A 19656-nucleotide genomic window follows, 5' to 3' on the forward strand; every position below is an offset into this window, starting at 1 on the left:
GTAGACACCCTCGTCGACGCAGCTCGGCTTCCGGCCGGATTGCGGCAAGCGTCGCCGGCTACCTGTCGCGCGTCAGTCCGGCGATAAGGACAGTCCCGCGAGAAGCGGCGCGTAGGCGGCGAGCCTGCGGGATACGAACTCGGTGAAGAGCCGCACGCGCTTCGTCTTGCGTGTCTCCCCCTGCGTGAGAAGCCAGAGCGTTCCGTACATGTGCAGGTCGGTACCCGGCACCCTCGCCAGCAGAGGGTCGGCATCTCCCACGAAGCACGGCAGCGTCGTCATCCCGAGCCCCTGCCGCACCGCGACGACCTGCGCCTCGGCATCCGTGACCCTGAACGGAACCTCGGCGGCGCGAACCTCACCCGGGTGGGCCCAGTCCGGGATTCCATGAATGCTTATGACGATCCACCGGATGGGATCAGGCGCGCCCGCATGCCACGCGGCCAGTCGATCGCGGGACATGTAGATACCGCCGAATACATCCGATCCCTTGAGGCCGTGAAGATTGAGCGGCAGGGTTTTGCGGTCGTAGACGACGCGGATCGCGACGTCGGCCTCGCGGTTGGTCAGATTTGCCAGCTCGCCGGACGACAAGATTTCCATCTCGATGTCCGGATACAGACGCGCGAAATCGGAGAAGTCCGGCATGAGCAGGTGTGTCGCCAGCGGCGGCGCCAGTGTCACCCGCAGTAACCCGCGCACGCTCTGGTCGCGGCCAAGGACGCGCGTCTCCAGCTGGTGCGACGACACTTCCATCTGGTCGGCGAGCTCGAGGACCTCCTCCCCCGCAGCCGTCAGGCGATAGCCCGAAGGCAGCTTCTCGAACATGTGCGCCCCGAGCCGTTCCTCGAGCTGAGCGACGCGTCGCAGCACGGTCGAGTGGTTCACTCCGAGGCGCTCGGCGGCAGCCCGCACCGAGCCTGCGCGCGCGACGGCAAGAAAGTAGCGAACGTCATCCCAGTCGATCATGGTGCAATCCAGCACCACCGAGGTGCGCCTTCCAAAGCCCGCATCTAACAGCAGAACGGGCGGTCGTCATAGCCTAAGCGGACAAGCGCGGCCGAATTCCAAACGGCGGACAACCGATCGTCATGGCTTGCGTCAATCGTCCAACCGGATCGATTTCGCACCACCGATGTGCGCGCTTCCGCACTCAACGCCTGACTGCGGCCGCCCCATCTTGAGGTTCTCGGGGCCTCCCCGAACGACCAAAAATGGAGCCTGGAAGGAAGTCATGGGAAAGTTAGATGGTAAGGTTGCAGCATCACAGGTGGATCGAGCGGCATGGCACTGGCCAGCGCCAAGCGGTTCGTTGAAGAAGGCGCCTATGTTTTCATCACGGGCCGGAAACAGGAGGCGCTCGACGAGGCCGCAAGGCTGATCGGCCGGAACGTGACCGGTGTGCGTGGCGACGCGGCCAATCTCGACGACCTCGACCGTCTGTTCGATACGGTCAAGCGGGAAAAGGGCAAGATCGACGTCCTGTACGCGAGCGCCGGCACGGGCGAAGCCGTCCCTCTGGGCGAGATCACCGAGCAGCACTTCGATGCGACCTTCGGCCTGAATGCGCGCGGCACGCTGTTTGCAGTTCAGAAAGCGCTGCCGCTCTTCAACGATGGCGGATCGATCTTCATGACCGGGTCAGTTGCTTCGGTGAAAGGTTTTCCTGGCTACGGCGTGTATGCGGCGAGCAAGGCGGCGTTGCGCTCATTCGCACGCACTTGGCTCAACGAACTGAAGGGCAGGAATATCCGGGTGAACGTGCTGAGCCCGGGGCCGATCGCCACACCGATGCAGGACCAGGTTCTCACCGAGGAGGCGAAGCAGATGTTCGAATCCCTGATCCCGCGGGGAAAGATGGGGCGTCCCGAGGAAATTGCGGCGGTCGCGCTGTTTCTTGCTTCGGACGATTCCAGCTTCGTGAATGGGGTGGAGCTGTCTGTCGACGGCGGCTTCTCGGCCATCTGAAATCGCGCCTGATCGCGGGAATAACGCGCCCATGGCGAAACGACTTCCGCGCTGAACGGTCGGCCCGGTCGTCCACTAGGGGACGTCTCCGCGAAGGTCGGCACACAGCGGGACGGATAACCCAGCGCCGTTGAAGGCCTGGGAATCAACATCAACACGGATCGGAGAAATATTATGAGCTATGCAATCGTAGGATTCGGTAAGGTAGGCCAGGCTCTCGCCCACGCCTTCGCCCGTAAAAACATCGATGTGACCGTCGCGAGCCGCCGGCAGCCCGAGGCGTTGGCGCCACAGGCTCGGGCGATTGGACCCACGGTCGTCGCCAAGTCGCTGCGGGAAGCACTCGAGGCCGACACAATCATCCTGGCGGTCCCGTTCGGGGAGCATCGCGAGGTTGCGAAAGCCCTGCCGAGCTGGAAAGGCAAGACGGTCATCGACGCGATGAACGCGTTTCCTGTACCTGAAGAGCTGGACGGCCTCCCGTCCTCCGCCTTCGTCGCGAAGTCGTTCACCGGCGCCAAGTTCGTGAAAGGTTTCAATCACCTGATTGCGGCCACCCTGGCTGCCGATCCGGTCGTCGAGGGCGGCCACCGGGTCGTCTTTCTGTCGAGCGACGACGAGGACGCGACCGCTCCCGTGGCGGCCTTGGCCAAACAACTCGGGTTTGCACCCGTCAAGCTGGGAAAGCTCAACGAAGGTGGCGCGCTGGTGCACGCACGCGGCCGCACTTGGGGCCAGCTCATCTTCCAGGATTTGTTCAAGAAGGAGCAGTAACCGATCTACGACCCCGTCATTCCCGCTCGAGTTCGGCAGACTTCGCGCCAACGGGCCCACCGCCTGCGTCGCCTTCGGAACGATCGCTCATCGTGTCGTCATTGATAAGCTGTGGGCACGCTGATGGGCTGAACGTCAACAGCCATCCGGCTGAGCATCACAAAGTTCCGAATCTCGACCGGACTCGCCAGCAGTTGATCGAGCCGATCAAACAGCGGCTTCAGATGCGGCATCGCCAGATGCCGGTCGAGATCGTTCTTCGAGCGCCAGTTCTCATAGAACATGAACACGCATGGGTCGGCCGGGTCGACGTGAAAGTCATAACTGATGCAGCCGTCCTCGGCGCGCGTCGGCTCGACGAAGGCCGACAGGATCTCCTGCAATTCCTCGCGCGTTTCGGGCTTTGCGATCACAGTGCCGATCACCGTGTAGGGAACTGTCATCATTTCCTTCCCTGGCTCAGCGCAACGGCCAGGATGATGATGGCACCACGCGCAATGAGCTGCTGGCTGAATTCCAGCCCCATGAGGATCAGGCCGTTGTTGATGAGGCCGATCATCAGCGCGCCGACGATCGTGCCAATCACGGTGCCAGACCCGCCGAACAGGCTAGTGCCGCCAAGCACTGCCGCAGCGATGACCGACAACTCGTCGCCCTGACCGAGCTGGAAGCGGCCGGATTGCAGCCGCCCGGCATAGAGCATGCCGGCAAGTGCTGCCGCCATGGCCGATATAATGAGGACGCGGAACTTGATCGACTTTGTGTCGATGCCGGAGTAACGCGCCGCGACCTCGCCGCCGCCGGTGGCGAGCACGCGCCGGCCGAAGCTCGTTCGCCTCAGCACGACATGGCCGACGGCGCCCAGCACCAACATCCAGATCAGCAGGACAGGCACCGGCCCGATATTGCCGCCGCCAAAGATCCACGAATAGCTCTTCGAGATGATCGGCACCGCGGCTGTATCGCTCATCCACATCGCGGTGCCGGTGGCGATCCCCATCATGGCCAGCGTGGTGAGGAAGGACGGAATGCCGATGCGCGTCGTCAGCAGACCGTTGAAGATACCGACGACGGCACCGGTGGCGAGGCCCGCAACGATACCGGTAACCGGTCCACCGGCGTCGATCGCCATGGCCGTGGTGACCGAAGCCAGCCCCGCCACCGCCCCGACGGACAGGTCGATCTCTCCCGCCGACAGCACGTAGGTCATGGCGATTGCCATGACCGCGATCATCGCCGTCTGGCGCACGATGTTGAGCAGGTTGTTAGGGTTGAGGAAGCCCTTGTCGAACAAGGTGATCGCGAACGCGATGAAGATCACCAGGAAGCCGATATAAATGATGTTCTGCCGCCAGTTGGCGAGACCTAGCCTTGCAAAGAGCCAAGGGACGGTGTCCCGGTCAGTGGACATGTGTTTCTCGCTTACTCTTGCTCATCGCGTTCTGGATAACGATCTGCAGCTTGCGCTCGGCGGCCTGCAGCTGCGCGACCGGATCGCCCGCAGGCGCCGACGGATCGTCGAGGTCGGCGCGGCTGACATCGTCCACCAGGCGGCCGGCCGAAACGATGATGATGCGGTCGCAGGCCGATAGCATCTCGGACAGCTCCGACGAGATCAGGACGATCGCCTTGCCAGCTTTCGCCAACTCGCGCACCAGCGTGATGATCTCGGACTTCGAGCCGATGTCGATGCCGGCGGTTGGTTCATCAAGGACGAGGATTCCCGGACCGGTCGAAAGCCATTTGCCGATGACGACTTTCTGCTGATTGCCGCCTGAAAGCGTACGCACCGCGCTGTCGCGCGATGCCGTCTTGATCCGCAGCCGAGCGATCTGTTCATCCGTCAGATCGCGTACTTTTTTTCCCGAGACAAATGTTTTGCGACTCAGACGGTCCAGCACTGCGAGCGTGACGTTGGAGGCGACAGAATGCTCGGCAATCACGCCCTGACGCAGACGGTCCTCGGGTACCAGCGCCACGCCGGCTTCGATGGCTTCGCTCGGTTTCGTGATCATCACCGGTTTGCCGGCGATGCGTATCTCGCCTTCGACGACCGGATCGATTCCGGCAATGACGCGCGCGATTGCTGAACGTCCGGAACCAAGCAGTCCGGCCAGGCCGACCACTTCACCCCTGTTAACGACGAAGCTGACATTCTTCGGCTTTTCCGGGCCTGAAACGTTGTCCAGCTCCAGCAGCGGCTCGCCAAGACTCGACTGGCCGCGCACCACATCCGACAGGCCGCGCGAGCGCTTGCCGACGATATGCTCGATCATCGTTTCGACGGGCAGCTCCGACAATGGTGCGGTAACGACATGGCGGCCGTCACGCAGGATGGTGGCGCGGTCGGCGATGCGGGCGATCTCGTCCATCCGGTGCGAAACATAGATGATGGCAACGCCTTGCGACTTCAGCTTGCGCAGGAAAGCGAACAGGCGTTCGACATCGGAAATCGCCAGCGCCGTCGAGGGTTCGTCCAGCACCAGCACCCTTGCGTTTTGCGAGATCGCCTTGACGATCTCGGTCAATTGCCGCTGTCCCGCGCCCAGATCGCCGACGGTCGCCTTCGGATCGACCTCCACCTCGAGCATTTTGAACAGGTCCGCGGCACGCCTCTCGGCGGTACGGTCGTCGATCAGGCCGAATGCACCCTTGGCTTCGCGGGTGAGAAACACGTTCTGCGCCACCGTCAGCGTCGGGATCAGACTCATTTCCTGGAAGATCATGGCGATGCCGGCCTTGCGCGAGGCTTCGGGCGATATCTCCACCAGCGGCTTGCCATCGACGAGAACGGTGCCGGCGTCAGGCACATGCACGCCGTTGAGCACTTTGAGGATGGTCGACTTGCCGGCACCATTGCCGCCGAGCAGCGCGTGGATCTCGCCTCTTTCGACCTGCAGGTCGACATCGATCAACGCCTTGACCCCGCCAAAGGATTTGCTGACGCCCTTCATCTCCACCGCATGAACAGGCGTCCCAGCGGTCATGGTCTTACCTTGGTCCACTGACCGCTTTCACCGGATTCGATCAGTGCGTCGGCGACGCGCTCGGTCCTGTAGCCATCCTCGAAATTGGGCGACGGCTGCTTGCCCGAGGCGATGGCCGAGAAGAAATCGAAACACTCGACAATCTTGGTTTCGGAGTAACCGATGCCGAGCGCCGGGATCGGCCAGAGGCCTGAGCCATAGGGGTGCGCCGGACCGGAATATACAGTCCTGAAGCCGCGCGCATCGGCAGGATCATCGGCAAACATCACCTGCAATTCGTCGCGCCGTTCGTAGTTGAACGCAATCGAGCCCTTGGTGCCGTGGATCTCGAAGGTGATGAAATTGTTGCGGCCATAGGCGTTGCGGGTCGCCTCGAGCGAACCGATGGCGCCGTCGGCGAACTTCAGCAGCGTCACCACCTCGTCGTCGACATCGACTTCGACGCGCTCGGCTCCGGTGTTCTTCTCGGCGGCGCCGAGCCTGTCGAGATTGCCGTGCTGGACAGGCCGCGTCTTGTTGTAGGTGCGCACCAATGCGCTGACCTCGGCGATCTCGCCCACCAGATAGCGGGCAAGGTCGACGACGTGGGTGCCGATGTCGCCGATCGAGCCCGAGCCGGCTATCTTCTTCTGAAAACGCCAGGACAATGGCGAATCCGGATCGGCCGACCAGTCCTGCAGATAGGTGCCGCGGAAGTTCAAGATCCTGCCGATGCGGCCTTCCTCTATGTACTGGCGGGCGAGCGCCACTGCCGGTGTGCGCCTGTAGTTGAAGGCCACCATGTGGATGACGCCTGCTTTATTGACCGCATCGAGCATGGTCTTTGCTTCGTCGCCGCCGCGCGCCAGCGGCTTTTCGCAGATGATATGCTTGCCGGCCTGCGCTGCCGCAATCGCAATCTCAGCATGGCTATCGTTCGGAGTGACGATATCGATGACGTCGATGTCCGGTCTGGTCACCACCTTGCGCCAGTCCGCGGACGATTCCTCGAAGCCGTAGCGACGGCGGCCTTCGTCGGCCAGCGCATCGGTGATGTCGACCACCACTTTGCGCACCGGGTGGGCAGGCGCGGGCCAGAAAAACATCGGCATGGCCGCATAGGCCATTGCATGGGCCTTGCCCATGAAGCCGCCGCCAATCATCGCCACGTTGAACGTCCTGGTCATGATGGTCTCCTGATCGAATGAAGAAAGGCGCGGCCGGCAGGGAGTGCGCCGGCCGCGGGGCGCGTTACATGCTGCCCTTGATCTTGTCGGTGGCCTCGGCGTGGTAGACGGCCTTCCAGCCCTCGAGCAGCGTGTCCTTGGTGACTGGAAGCGCCGGCAGGGCGACGAAGGCCGGCGCCTGCTTGCCGATCAGGCCGTAGCCGGCGAGCAGCGCCTCGGTGACACCTTGATCGAACGGCCGCTGAGCCCCCAGACCCTTAACGAAGCCGCCGCTCGCCATATTGATGGCGACGTTCTCACCGAGGTCGCAAGTGGTGATGACGAGGTCGTCACGGCCGGCGGTGCGCGCCGCCGAGATGACGCCCTCGGCCGGCACGTCCCACACGGCCCAGATGCCATTGATGGTCGGATTGGAGGTGAGGATCGCCGATGCCGCCTTGTCGGCGTCTCCGGAGAAGTCGGGACCGCCGATGCCTTGTTCGGCGACGATCTTGATGTCGGGATAGTTGTCGGCGATCGTCTTCTTGAAGGCGTCATAGCGCTGCTTGGTGACAAAGAAGTCGGCGGCGTGGAAAATAAGGCCGATGTCACCCTTGCCGCCCAATGCCTTGGCCATCAGATGTGCTGCCGCGACACCGTTGCCGTAATTGTCGGCCGAGACGACGGAGACGTAGTCCTTGCCGGCGACAAGGCCGGCCGGGACGTTGTCCATGAACACGAGCTTCACGCCCTTGTCGGCGACGGCCTTGTAGGCGGAGGCTGTCGCGGAAGGGTCAGTCGGAATCGAGACGATGATCTTGGGGTTCTGCGCCATCACCGTTTCGAGGTCCGCGACCTGCTTTTCCGGTTTGAAGCCGGCATCCGTGGTGGCGATCACCTCGATGCCCATCTTGCCGAACTGGTCCTTGAGCCCGGCGATCTGCGCACGCGACCAGTCATTGCCGCCGTAATGCATGACGATCGCCGCCGTGGCCTTCATGGCTTTGATCTTTGCCAGTTCCTGCTCGCTCAATGTCACAGCGGAGGCCGGCGCCGGCGTTTCGCCGTTTGGTCCTTTCGAAAGGACGGTCTTCTGCAGCTCGGCAAGGGCTGAATCCGGATCGGCGAAGGCGGGGGCAGCTGTGTAGAGGCTGGTGGCCAGCAGAGCCGCCGTGAAAGCTCCGGCTATTGTCTTGAGATGCGTCATTTCGGTCTCCTCCCTGATGACAGGCGCAATGCCCGTTGGTTCAACTCGGCCCTATGGCCTTTTTCAGATAGTTCATGCTGAGTTCCGCCCCTTGCTTCGGGTCAGGCCAGGCATCGAGCTCGGCGGCGATCCATCCAGAAAATCCGGTATCCTTGAGCGCATCGATGATCGGCGCCATGGCGAGATCGCCGCGGTCGAGCGGCGTGAAGGCGAAGGGATCACGCTGCCAGCCCTTGAGATGGACGTAGCTGATACGGTCCCTGAATTCGCGGATCTGCGCGGCCGGATCCCCGCCGGCGGCAGCCAGATGCGCAGTGTCCGGACAAAAATCGATCGCGGTGTGCCTGAAGACCTCGCGGACTTCATCGGGCCCCTCGACAATCGTCGACAGGTGCGGGTGATAGTGCGCGCGCAAGCCCGCTTTGGCCGCGATGTCGACGACCTTGTCCAGCGCCGCGCCGAGGCGCTTGAAATCGTCCTGCTGGCGGCCGCTCGCACGCTTGGCGCCACCACCGACCACAAGGTGCGCGGCGCCCAGTTCCGCGGCGGCACCCGCCACACGTTCTATGCGCGCCAGTTCCTCGCCCAGGATATCGTCGAAAATGAAGTTGGCGCCTGAATAGCCGGCAACGAGCACGACGCCAGACTGCTTCAACGCTTCGCGCAACTCGCCATAGCGGCCTTCATAGTCCAGAAGATTGCCGTCGAAGAGTTCGGTGCCCGCATATCCGGCCGCGCCAATGTCGTGGATCGCCTGCTCCATATCGCCGAAAGTGCGATAGGTCAGCTGAGTAATCGACGTCACACCGACGGCATTGCCGCCAAGCGCGCCCCAGCAATTCGCGTGATAGGCCAGCTTCACCTGCATGTATGTTTCCTCCTGCGCAGCCGGAAGCTCAGGTCGCCTTGCCGCGGCCAGACCCGACTTCAAGTCGGCTCTCCTCCAACTCGACCCGAACTTATGCGCGCAGTTTCGCCGCCGTCAATCATTAAAATGCAAAAGCTGGCGTACTTTTGTTGAAAAACAGCAGAAGTTAATGCTTGATCCGTAAATGTGTGCGCGCTACCCATGCCGAGCGGGACGACTGGCCAGAAGCTCGAGATGAGGCGCGACAAGGGTATGGACGAGGGCGGCACGGCGGCCGGAGACATTGCCAAGCCGCGGCGCACCGCAGGCCGGCCACGCGCCAGCGAATCCGCACATGGAAGCCTGGCCATGCTTCTCAATCTTGTGCGGACAGGGGCAGCGACGACCCGCCAGGGGCTGGAGAACCAATCGGAACTTGGGCGAGCTGTCGTTGCCGACCGTCTGGCTACATTGCTTCGGCTCGGGCTGATCGAGGAAGGCGAGCTTGGGCCGGCCATTGGCGGTCGGGCACCTCGCCATGTCCGCTTCCGGCCGCGTGTGGGAATGATCCTGGTCGCCGTGCTGGATCATTCGTCGCTTGCAGTTGGCGTATCCGATCTCTCTGGAGGTCTGCTGGCGGAGCATCATGAGGCTGTCGAGCTCGCGGCGGGACCGGAACCGGTGGTCCAGCGGCTGGCAACGCTATTTGCCTGGATGCTGGAGGAGCATGGCAGCGAGGCTGCCATCTGGGGCGTTGGACTGGCGGTGCCGGGAGCTGTCGAGAAATCGGATGGCCAGCGGCTCTTCGCCCCGGCGCTGAACGCGTTCCAGAACTGGGACGGTTTTCCGTTTGTCGAGCAGCTGGCCACCGCGGTCGGCGCGCCCGTGTGGGTGCGGAGCGGCGTTCAGACGATGACCATGGGCGAGCTGAAATCCGGCAGCGGCATCGGCCTGACAGATATGATTTTCGTCAAGCTTGGACGCTCGATCGGCGCCGGCGTGATATCGGAAGGCGTGCTGCATAGGGGCGCGCAGGGCGCAGCGGGCATGATAGGCCATACATTCATCGAGGGCGGAACCCTCGAGAGCGTCGCGGGCAGCGAAGTGCTGGGACGCGAGGCGCGTCTGGCCGCCGAAAGCGGACGCAGCGCATATCTTGCCGAAGTGCTGGCGCGTGCAGGCGATGTCACCGTCACCGATGCCGGCCACGGCGCCCAGCTGGGTGATACGTTTTGCATCGATCTTCTGGGGCGCTGCGGCCGCGCCGTTGGCGAGGTCCTGGCGCCCCTTGCCAATCTTCTCAACCCATCGTTGATAGCGCTCGGCGGCAACGTGGCAGAGACCGGGGATATCCTGCTGGCGGCGGTGCGCGAGGCGGTCTATCGCCAGGCGCATCCGGTCGTCACCCGCGACCTGCGCATCGTGCGCTCGCAGATGGGCGGATCGGCCGGGCTGGTCGGCGCCGCGCAGGTTGTAGCGGAATCGCTGTTCGATGCGCGTTTCCTTCAGGGCTGGATCACGCTTGGTTCGCCGCGCGAGCATCCCGAATTCAAAGAATTCCTCGCGCAGGCTTCAGCCGAAAGCAGCAACCGGCCAGTCAGACCCAGACCGCCGGCAGGGATGCCGGCCTAGCATTTGCCAATCGACTCAATGCCGCGACAATCCGGGGAGGTTAGAAAATGGCGATCACGGGCCTTGGGCCGCATGGCGAAAGAGCGGTTCCCGCCGATCAGGTCGGATTGTCGGAGGCCGACGCCGATGCCGCCCGCAGCCGGCGTTTCGCGGTAGCCGTCGTTCTGCACACCACAATGAGCGACTGGGCAAAGGAGGAACTGGCCGGGATGGTCACGACACTTGGCCGCTATGGCGCCGCGGTGGTCGAGGTCATCGATTGCGCCTTCGACGTCGACAGGCAGATTTCCGAATTGCTGCGCCTTGCCGGTGAACCGGTCGACGCGGTGGTTTCGATTCCCATCGGCAGCAGCCGGGCCGCCGATGCGCATCGCGCCATAGCCGGCGCGGGAAAAAAGCTTGTCCTGCTCGACAATGCTCCGACCGGCATGCTTCCCGGAAAGGACTATGTCAGCGTCATTTCCACCGACAATTTCGGTCTCGGGCAAATCAGCGCGGAACTGCTTGCGCCGCATGTGCCTCAAGGCGGCAAGGTCGGCGTTCTGGCCTACGGCGTGGATTTCTTCGCCACCCATGAGCGCGAGATCGCTTTCCGCAAATGGATGGCGGCCCGGCGGCCGGACCTTGCCGTCGTGCGCGGCAAGTTCGCCGATGTGACGCAGGCGCGAACCGCGACCGCGGCCCTGCTGCAGGATAATCCCGATCTTTCCGGGCTGTTTGCCGTATGGGACGTGCCTGCAATGGGCGCCGCCGCGGCGATCCGAGAATCCGGGAAGACGATACCGATAACCACCGTGGACCTTGGCAACGAGGTAGCGACCGACCTTGCCAATGGCGGCCTGATAAAAGGAATTGCCGCCCAGTTGCCTTACGACCAGGGGAGCGCTGCCGGCGTCGCCACCATCCTTGGGCTGCTGGAACGCCGGCCTCCGCCGTGGATCGCGCTTCCCGGGCTGAGCGTGACAGCCGCCAATGTGGTGGAAGCCTATCAGGTCGTGTGGCGTGCTCCGGCCCCCGCCGGCCTGCTCAGAGCTCGCAGGCTTCGAAGCGATTGAACCGGGCAGGCGCAACGACCTGCCTTTGCTTCATTCCGAGAGTCCCGTCGTTACCCGGTCTGTGGAAGCTACTTGCCCGACTGCGAAGCGTTGCCCTGACCCAAACAGGATGATGAGCCAAAGGCCAGTAACCGCAACGGCCAGTCGCGGCAAGGTGCCTGTCAGGTGCATGCACAGCGTGGGAGACCGCCCATTCATCCGCAGATGGCCGTCTGCACCCAGCCTTAGGCCAGAATGGCGCTGCTGCCGTTGCTTTGCAGTCAGGCATATCGCCGCTATGTCTCGGCAAGCTCCTCGGCGGCTTCTTGGACGCCGTGCGCAGCCGCTCGCTCCAGCCAAATGCGGGCGGCGGCGGAGTCATGCTCGTCGGCAATGCCCGTGGAGAGATAGCGGCCAAGCATGAGTTGGGCATGCCCATGGCCTCTTTCAGCGGCGGCTTCGAACCATTTCTGCGCAGCTTTGTGGTCGAGTGACAGGCCTTGCCCGGCCTCGTAAAGTGCCCCGATCGCGAACATCGCCCCAGCATGGCCTGTAGCCGCGGCTTGCTTGAAAAGGTGTGCGGCGGTCACGAAAGAGCGTTCCCCGCCACGGCCACTGTAAAGCATTTCGGCGAGAGCCACCTGCGCGTCCACTATGCCTGCCTTGGCAGCCCGCTCAAACCAGATGCGGGCCTGCCTCTGGTCAGCGACCATGCCTCGTCCATCCTGAAGCATGCGGGCATACATGTATTGCGCCTCGGCCACGCCTTCCGCTGCGCGCGCCATCCAATGCGCAGCCCGCTCCTGGTCCTTACCCACACCAATACCTTCTGCGAAACAGAGACCAAGATTGAACGCCGCAACCAGATCACCCGATGACGCGGTTGCCCCAAACCATCCAGCGACGCTGATACCATCATCCGGTTCGCCTGCTCCTTCAAGAACAAGGTTCGCGAGATCAACCTGGGATTCACGATTGCCTCTGGCTGCGGCGGCACGCAGCAATCGCGTTCCTTCTTCGGCGTCCTGAGCTACGCCATTGCCCGAGAGATAGAGCGAAGCCAAGGCGCGGGCAGCCGGCTGGTGGCCCCCATCTGCCGCCCGCCGATACCACGTCGCGGCCTCTGCATAGTCTCGCAGACCTCCCCCCGAGTACAGTTCGCCAACGCGATAGGCGGCGTCGACATTTCCCGCCAGCGCGGCGCGACGCATCCAGGCCTCGCCGGCGACGGCGTCCCGATCCGCCAAGCCACCCTCGATCAGCGCAAGCCCCAGCCGAAACTGGGCAGATGCGAGTCCCCGTTCAGCGGCATCCTGATAGAGCTTCTGAGCTGCCTCGAGATCGACGGGCACGCCCATTCCGTGCTCGGTGAGGATGGCAAGCAGGTAGATGGCCGTCGGCAGGCCGGCATCCGCCGCGCGCCGAACCTCTGCGGCAATCCTGCTTCTTTGGTCCGGTTGCCTCAGCCGGACCAAGGAAAGGGCAAGGCCGAGGCATCCTTCCGGGCAGCCGGCCGCCGCGGACTTCTCGTACCAGCCATGCGCGGCATCGAGATCGCGCATCGCGTCCGGGCCTTTGCTTAGGATGTAGCCTAGCAGGGCCTGCCCTGTTGCGGAGCCGGACTCGGCGGCTTTTCGCGCGAGGTCGAGCGCTGCCGCGAAGTCTGGCTCTCGCAAGGAATTTCGATCGAACAAACCTTCCGAACCGGCGTCGGCTTCCTGTCCCGCAACCCCCGCTACGCACAATGCGGCAAGCAGCGCCTGCGCGTCTGGACTGCCGCGATCGGCTGCTCGCCGCAGCCAACGTGCCCCTTCCGAGTGGCTGGGTGGCACGCCAGTGCCTTCCAAATAGCAGCGGCCGACCCGGTATTGCGCTTCCACGATGCCCGCGCGTGCCGCTATACCCATCAGCGCAAAGGATTCCGCAGGCTTCCCGCTGTCGGAAAGTTGGAGCGCCCGGCGAAAAGCCAGGGCGGGATGGATGCGTCCAGTCAGGCGGTCGAGCATAGCCATCCTATGGCTCCCGCATCGCTTCCTGTCCGATCGGCAACATGGCGCCAAGCATGTATTTGAGCACTGTGCGGCGACCGACCTTGACGTCAGCGGTGACAGGCATGCCGGGGCTGATCGCGAAACCGGCGGGCAACCCATGAAGAGCGACATCGTCGATGGATATCTGGGTGCGATAGAACTGGTCGGCATCCGAAGGAAGCATGGCCAGTGAACTGTTTGGATCGCGCGCCTGTTCTCTGGCCGAAAACGAATCCGGGCTGACCGCTCGAACCGTGCCATGCGCCAGGCCATACTGTGAATAGGCGAAGGTGTCGAACTTGATAGCCACGGGATCGCCTACATGAACGAAGCCACTGCTACGGCCGATAATATTGGTCTCAACCTCGAGCACTGCATCGGCGGGAACCAGCGTGATGAAGCGTTCGCCAGACTGCAAGACGGAGCCGACGGAGACCTTGGCTACTGATTGAACCGTCGCGTCGGCCTCGCTCCTTAGTTCCACCAGTTGCTTGCGAAGCTTCGCCTTGTTTAGAAGCTCGCGAGCATCCGACATGCGTGAATTGGCTTCCGAAAGGCTCTGCGAGACCTCGGCGCGCCAGCTCTGAATGTAACCGTCTCGGTCGGCCGCGGCAGCGGCCTGCTGGCGCTTGGCGGCTTCTGTCGTCTGCTCGGCGTTGCTCAGCGAACGCGACATTTCCGCCGAATTGTCCTCAGCTAAAAGCGTGTTGAGACGGCTTCCAACCTGCCTTTCTTCGAGTTGCTGACGCATCTTTTCGATCGACGCCGCAACTGCGAGCCGCTGCCGATACCCCTCGGCGTCGGACTGCGAGCGCGAGATGACGGAACTCAGTTCGTCACGCTGCCGGTCGAAGCTTTCAAGCTTTGCGTCGTAGACCGCCTTGCGACGTTCGTAGATCGAGGCCTGCAGCGTCCAGCTTGGGTCCAGTCCATCGTAGTTGAAGGGCTTGTCATCGACCTCCGCCTTCAGGCGCGCTACTTCGGCTTCAAGCGTCGTGACCTGGGTCGCCAGCGCCGTGAGATCGGCCGAGGCGAAGGTGGCATCGAGCCTGGCCAGCAGTTGGCCGGCCTTCACACGCTGTCCTTCGCGCACCTCGATCGACCGAACAATCGCCGTCTCCAGTGGCTGGACGATGATGTTGGGCGATTGCGAGACCACGAGCCCCCTCGTCGTGACGACCTGATCGACCGGTATCAGCGCGGCAAGCGCGATCAGCGCAACAACCATGCTGGTGATGATCCACACGACGCTGCGTGCCACCCACGGAATTGGCGCATTGGCGACCGCCGTCGACGGCCACTGGAATTCGAGAATGGCAGGAACCGTCGGATCGTTGGCCTCTCGCCGGCGCCGGGGAACTGGAAGGGTGGAATGGGTGGTGCTGCTCATGGCCGGTCTCACACAGGGCGAGGCGGCACGGCCGCCAGACGGCTATGGCGGCCGTCAAGATGCCGGTTCTGCTGGAGCCAGAGCTGGCGGTAGACACCGCACCGCTCCAGGAGCACCGAGTGAGGGGCGACATCGAGAACCTTACCCTGGTCCATGACCAGGATCTGGTCGCATTCAGTGAGCGAGGCGAGCCGGTGCGAAACGATGATCATGGTACGCCCGCTGGCGATACGAATGAGATTGGCGCTGACCACCGCTTCGCTCTCCGGATCGAGCGCGCTCGTCGCTTCGTCGAGTATGAGGATGGTCGGGTCGTGAATGAGCGCGCGGGCGATTGCCAGCCGCTGCTTCTGACCGCCGGAGAGATTGGGCGAACCTTCCTCGATATAGGTGTCGTAGCCGTTTGGCATGCGTTCGATGAACTCGGCAGCACCTGCCAAGTGGGCGGCACGCATGGCGTCGGAAAGCGTCAAGCCAGGACGTCCCGCGATGATGTTGTCCCTGATCGAGCCGCGGAACAAGAAATTGTCTTGAAGGACGACACCCAGACCCTGGCGAAGATGACGAAGGTTGATTTCCTTGAGATCGACTCCATCCAGCTTGAGGAACCCGCTATAGTCGCGATTGATACCCTGCAACAGGCGCGCGATCGTCGATTTTCCTGATCCGCTGCGTCCGACGACCCCGAACATCGTGCCGGCCGGGACATCGAAGCTGACCCTGTCGAGTGCCGGTGTCTTGGTGCCGATGTAACTGAAGGTCAGATCGCTGAACTTGATCTCGCCGACGAGCTTCGGCCGCAAGCCGGCGGAATTGGAGCTGCTTTCCAACGGGCGGTTGAGAACCCCAGCTGCCTCGCCAATCGCCGCGCCGACCTCCTCATAATCCTCGACCAGCCGCGCTAGACCGACCAGCGGCTGCGCGACGCGCTGCGCGATCATCATGAAGGCAAACAGGCTGCCGACCATATAGCCCGACCGGTCGTTCATCGCGAGATAGGCGCCGATCAGCATGGTGCCGAGGACCATCGCGCGCTCGATCGGCGTGACGAGAGTTTGCGGCCAGTTGGCCAGTTGCCCGAAGGCAAGACGCGCCTTGCCCGCGTCGGCCACCCGTTCGTCCCACAGCGCCTTGCGTTGCGGCTCCAGCCCGAGCGCCTTGACGGTCTTGATGCCGACGACAGTCTCGCCGAGCGCGGCCGCCTTCCAGGTCTCGGCGTCGACCACGTTCTGATAGCGTCGGCGCAGCGGCGCAAGGAAGGCGAAGATAATCGCCATGATCACGACCGCGCAGGCGAGCACCATCCAGGCGAGCGTGGCGTTGATGTAGAACATGACCGGGATCAGGACGCAGAGCGTGATCAGATCCAGGAATGTGCTGAGGAGCTTTCCGGTCAGGAACTCGCGGATGCGATAGACTTGGGCGAGATGGTACATCGTCTCGCCAGCCGGGTGCCGCTCGAAATAGTCGAGCGGCAGGCGCAACAACCTGCTGAAGACATGCAGATTGAGCTTGGTGTCCAGGCGCGCACCGACGACATTAATGATCAGTCGTCGAGCGTGACCGAGCAGCGTCTCGTAAAGGAAGACGACGGCGATGACCGCTGAGAGAAGCACCAGAGTGGGGATACTGCTGAACTGCAGCACCTTGTTGACGACCGTCATGACGATGAGGGGCGGCAGAATCGCTAGAATACTCAGCGTGAACGAAGCGATGCCAATGTCCCGCAGCGGCCGGCTCTCGAGCCGCACCAAATCGATAAGCCAGCCGAAGGTGAAGGGCGCATCCGCCGCGATATAAGACCTCGCTGCCCGCAAAAGGACGGCCTCGCCCGACCATACCTGCAGCAGGCGGAGCTCATCGATGGCAACAGCTTCCGCGTCATCCGGCGCATCGACGCTCTTGAGGAAAACGACATTGCGTTCGGCGCTAGCCCCGGTAAGGAGGCCGGCGCCGCCATCGGTGAAAAGCAAGACGATCGGCCCTGCGTGTTCGAAGCGCAACAGATGCGACCAGCGGATACGTAGCGCGCGCGACCACATGCCGGCGTTCTGTGCCCACTGGGAGAGATCGGAAGCACTTGGAACCGGACCGGCGATTGCCGCCCTGAATTCGTTCGGATCGAGATCGACTCCGTGATAGCGGGCGACCTGCAGCATCGCCTTGATGCGCGGCCCTGTCCGATCGAACGCCGCGGGGCCGCCAGGAACCCATTCCGCTGCGCCCTCGCTCCGACCTTTGCCGGTCATGTCCACTTCGACATCGTCACGGATCGGGACAGGCAGGACTTCGGAGTTTCGAGGCACGCTCACCATAAGCTCCCCTTGCGGTCTAAAAGCGAGGGTTCGGGGGTGTTCCCCGCACACCGCCCCAATCCGGAAAGTCGGCAACATCCATCATAGACCGAACCGCCCCGCGGTGCGAGCTCGTTGCCGGCGTCCAAGACGTGGCTACGCGGACCCCGCGTTTCCGCAAGGCCCGCGCGCATTGTTTTGACCAACACTCAGTCATGCGGCTTCAGAATATCCTTCAGAGCCTTCTTCAGTGTGTCGTCGGTCTGGCCATAGCCGGCACCCTGCTTGCCCTTGTCCTGGGTCAGGTCGGACGTCGCGCCGGACGGCTTGTTCTGGTTCTGGCCGAAACCCTTGACCGTGTTGAGAACGTTCAAGAGATCGGTCGTCACCGAGCTGATCGCCTGGCTGACGAGTTGCTTGAACGAACCGCCGCCGCCACTGCCGTCCGAGCCGGACTGCAGGAACTGCTTGACGTCCGTCAGCCCCAGCGTGCTGGCCGTAACGGTCGCATGTGGGCCTCCGTTGCCATTGCCCTGGCCACCGGCAGAGTTGCCCTGCCCTTGGTGCGAGCCGTTGTCGCCATTGTTGTGGTCACCGGAATTGCCTGGCGCGTCCTGTTGGCCGTTGCCATGCCCGTTGTTACCCTGCGGACCACCCTGGTCACCAGTCCCACCGTCCGATCCTGTCGCTCCGGTCGGGCCGGTTGACCCGGTTCCACCGGTCGACCCAGTTGAACCGGTAGCACCTGTCGAGCCGGTGGATCCCGTGGCCCCAGTTGCACCTGCGGCTCCAGTTGCTCCCGTGGCTCCGGTCGAACCGGTGGCTCCGGTTGCTCCGGTCGAGCCGGTAGCTCCAGTTGCTCCGGTCGAGCCCGTGGCTCCAGTTGCTCCCGTGGCTCCGGTCGAACCGGTGGCTCCGGTCGAACCGGTGGCTCCGGTTGCTCCAGTCGAGCCCGTGGCACCAGTAGCTCCGGTCGAGCCGGTGGCTCCGGTTGCTCCGGTAGAGCCGGTTGCTCCAGTTGCTCCGGTCGAGCCGGTAGCTCCGGTCGAGCCGGTTGCGCCTGTCGCTCCGGTCGAGCCCGTGGCACCAGTTGCTCCGGTCGAGCCCGTGGCACCAGTTGCTCCAGTCGAGCCGGTAGCTCCAGTTGCTCCGGTCGAGCCCGTGGCTCCAGTTGCTCCAGTCGAGCCGGTAGCTCCAGTTGCTCCGGTCGAGCCCGTGGCTCCCGTTGCTCCGGTCGAGCCTGTGGCTCCCGTTGCTCCGGTCGAGCCTGTGGCACCAGTGGCCCCGGTTGAGCCGGTAGCACCAGTTGCTCCGGTCGAGCCGGTAGCACCCGTTGCTCCGGTCGAGCCGGTAGCTCCGGTTGCTCCGGTCGAACCGGTTGCACCCGTTGCTCCGGTCGAGCCCGTGGCTCCAGTTGCTCCGGTCGAGCCGGTAGCTCCGGTCGAGCCGGTTGCGCCTGTCGCTCCGGTAGAGCCCGTGGCACCAGTTGCTCCAGTCGAGCCCGTGGCACCAGTTGCTCCAGTCGAGCCGGTAGCTCCAGTTGCTCCAGTCGAACCGGTAGCTCCAGTTGCTCCGGTCGAGCCCGTGGCACCGGTTGCTCCCGTGGCTCCGGTCGAACCGGTGGCTCCGGTTGCTCCGGTTGCTCCGGTTGCTCCGGTCGAACCGGTTGCACCCGTTGCTCCGGTCGAACCGGTGGCTCCGGTTGCTCCGGTCGAGCCGGTTGCACCCGTTGCTCCGGTCGAGCCGGTGGCTCCGGTTGCTCCAGTCGAGCCGGTAGCTCCAGTTGCTCCAGTCGAACCGGTAGCTCCAGTTGCTCCGGTCGAGCCCGTGGCTCCAGTTGCTCCGGTCGAGCCCGTGGCACCGGTTGCTCCCGTGGCTCCGGTCGAACCGGTGGCTCCGGTTGCTCCGGTCGAACCGGTTGCACCCGTTGCTCCGGTCGAACCGGTTGCACCCGTTGCTCCGGTCGAACCCGTGGCTCCGGTTGCTCCGGTCGAGCCGGTTGCACCCGTTGCTCCGGTCGAGCCGGTAGCTCCAGTTGCTCCGGTCGAGCCGGTAGCTCCGGTCGAGCCGGTTGCACCTGTCGCTCCGGTCGAGCCGGTTGCGCCTGTCGCTCCGGTCGAGCCCGTGGCACCAGTTGCTCCGGTCGAGCCCGTGGCACCAGTTGCTCCAGTCGAGCCGGTAGCTCCAGTTGCTCCGGTCGAGCCCGTAGCTCCAGTTGCTCCGGTCGAGCCCGTGGCACCGGTTGCTCCCGTGGCTCCGGTCGAACCGGTGGCTCCGGTTGCTCCGGTCGAACCGGTGGCTCCGGTTGCTCCAGTCGAGCCGGTTGCTCCAGTTGCTCCGGTCGAGCC

Annotated in this window: 14 protein-coding genes and 1 pseudogene; 5 read left to right on the forward strand and 10 right to left on the reverse strand. The window is 63.6% G+C overall.

What is annotated here, in order from left to right:
* Positions 1–72: 72 nt before the first annotated feature.
* A complete protein-coding gene (locus FJ430_RS29135; protein ID WP_140704995.1) occupies positions 73–969 on the reverse strand; it encodes a LysR family transcriptional regulator in 897 nt (298 codons plus the stop codon).
* Positions 970–1234: 265 nt separating this feature from the next.
* Between FJ430_RS29135 and FJ430_RS29140 the strand changes: the two are divergent.
* Both FJ430_RS29140 and FJ430_RS29145 read left to right on the forward strand, forming a co-directional pair.
* A pseudogene (locus FJ430_RS29140) lies at positions 1235–1968 on the forward strand (SDR family NAD(P)-dependent oxidoreductase).
* Positions 1969–2142: 174 nt separating this feature from the next.
* Positions 2143–2742, forward strand: a complete 600-nt coding sequence (locus tag FJ430_RS29145; protein ID WP_140704993.1) for an NADPH-dependent F420 reductase — start codon at positions 2143–2145, stop codon at positions 2740–2742.
* A 98-nt stretch (positions 2743–2840) separates the two neighbouring features.
* Here FJ430_RS29145 and FJ430_RS29150 read toward each other — a convergent pair whose 3' ends face one another.
* The 6 genes from FJ430_RS29150 to FJ430_RS29175 form a co-directional block, all read right to left on the reverse strand.
* Positions 2841–3185 (reverse strand): putative quinol monooxygenase, encoded by a 345-nt coding sequence (locus FJ430_RS29150; RefSeq protein ID WP_140704991.1) that lies wholly within the window; start codon positions 3183–3185, stop codon positions 2841–2843.
* Positions 3185–4153, reverse strand: a complete 969-nt coding sequence (locus tag FJ430_RS29155) for an ABC transporter permease (RefSeq protein WP_140704989.1) — start codon at positions 4151–4153, stop codon at positions 3185–3187. The genes FJ430_RS29150 and FJ430_RS29155 overlap by 1 nt, the downstream gene beginning before the upstream one ends.
* Positions 4143–5729: a sugar ABC transporter ATP-binding protein gene (locus FJ430_RS29160; protein ID WP_140704987.1), complete on the reverse strand. Its 1587-nt coding sequence runs from the start codon at positions 5727–5729 to the stop codon at positions 4143–4145. Before FJ430_RS29160 ends, FJ430_RS29155 begins: the two co-directional genes overlap by 11 nt.
* The gene (locus FJ430_RS29165; RefSeq protein ID WP_140646908.1) at positions 5726–6895 is read right to left on the reverse strand and encodes a Gfo/Idh/MocA family protein; all 1170 of its coding nucleotides are present in this window, start codon (positions 6893–6895) and stop codon (positions 5726–5728) included. The genes FJ430_RS29160 and FJ430_RS29165 overlap by 4 nt, the downstream gene beginning before the upstream one ends.
* Before the next feature lie 64 nt (positions 6896–6959).
* Complete coding sequence (locus tag FJ430_RS29170) at positions 6960–8081, reverse strand: substrate-binding domain-containing protein (protein ID WP_140704985.1); 1122 nt, start codon at positions 8079–8081, stop codon at positions 6960–6962.
* Positions 8082–8121: 40 nt separating this feature from the next.
* A complete protein-coding gene (locus FJ430_RS29175) occupies positions 8122–8949 on the reverse strand; it encodes a sugar phosphate isomerase/epimerase family protein (protein WP_140704983.1) in 828 nt (275 codons plus the stop codon).
* 348 nt (positions 8950–9297) lie between these two features.
* Here FJ430_RS29175 and FJ430_RS29180 point away from each other — a divergent pair, with 348 nt between their 5' ends.
* The gene (locus FJ430_RS29180) at positions 9298–10560 is read left to right on the forward strand and encodes an ROK family protein (protein ID WP_226891948.1); all 1263 of its coding nucleotides are present in this window, start codon (positions 9298–9300) and stop codon (positions 10558–10560) included.
* A gap of 47 nt (positions 10561–10607) precedes the next feature.
* Positions 10608–11615 (forward strand): substrate-binding domain-containing protein, encoded by a 1008-nt coding sequence (locus FJ430_RS29185; RefSeq protein ID WP_140704981.1) that lies wholly within the window; start codon positions 10608–10610, stop codon positions 11613–11615.
* A gap of 275 nt (positions 11616–11890) precedes the next feature.
* Here FJ430_RS29185 and FJ430_RS29190 read toward each other — a convergent pair whose 3' ends face one another.
* The 3 genes from FJ430_RS29190 to FJ430_RS29200 are packed head-to-tail and all read right to left on the reverse strand — an operon-like array spanning position 11891 to position 17329.
* The gene (locus FJ430_RS29190; RefSeq protein WP_140704979.1) at positions 11891–13606 is read right to left on the reverse strand and encodes a tetratricopeptide repeat protein; all 1716 of its coding nucleotides are present in this window, start codon (positions 13604–13606) and stop codon (positions 11891–11893) included.
* A gap of 1 nt (position 13607) precedes the next feature.
* The gene (locus FJ430_RS29195; RefSeq protein WP_140704977.1) at positions 13608–15014 is read right to left on the reverse strand and encodes an HlyD family type I secretion periplasmic adaptor subunit; all 1407 of its coding nucleotides are present in this window, start codon (positions 15012–15014) and stop codon (positions 13608–13610) included.
* Positions 15015–15022: 8 nt separating this feature from the next.
* Positions 15023–17329 (reverse strand): peptidase domain-containing ABC transporter, encoded by a 2307-nt coding sequence (locus tag FJ430_RS29200; protein WP_140704975.1) that lies wholly within the window; start codon positions 17327–17329, stop codon positions 15023–15025.
* 194 nt (positions 17330–17523) lie between these two features.
* Between FJ430_RS29200 and FJ430_RS29205 the strand changes: the two genes are divergently transcribed.
* A complete protein-coding gene (locus FJ430_RS29205) occupies positions 17524–18015 on the forward strand; it encodes a hypothetical protein (protein WP_226891949.1) in 492 nt (163 codons plus the stop codon).
* Positions 18016–19656 lie beyond the last annotated feature (1641 nt).

The organism is Mesorhizobium sp. B2-8-5 (assembly GCF_006440675.2).
Lineage (GTDB): Bacteria > Pseudomonadota > Alphaproteobacteria > Rhizobiales > Rhizobiaceae > Mesorhizobium.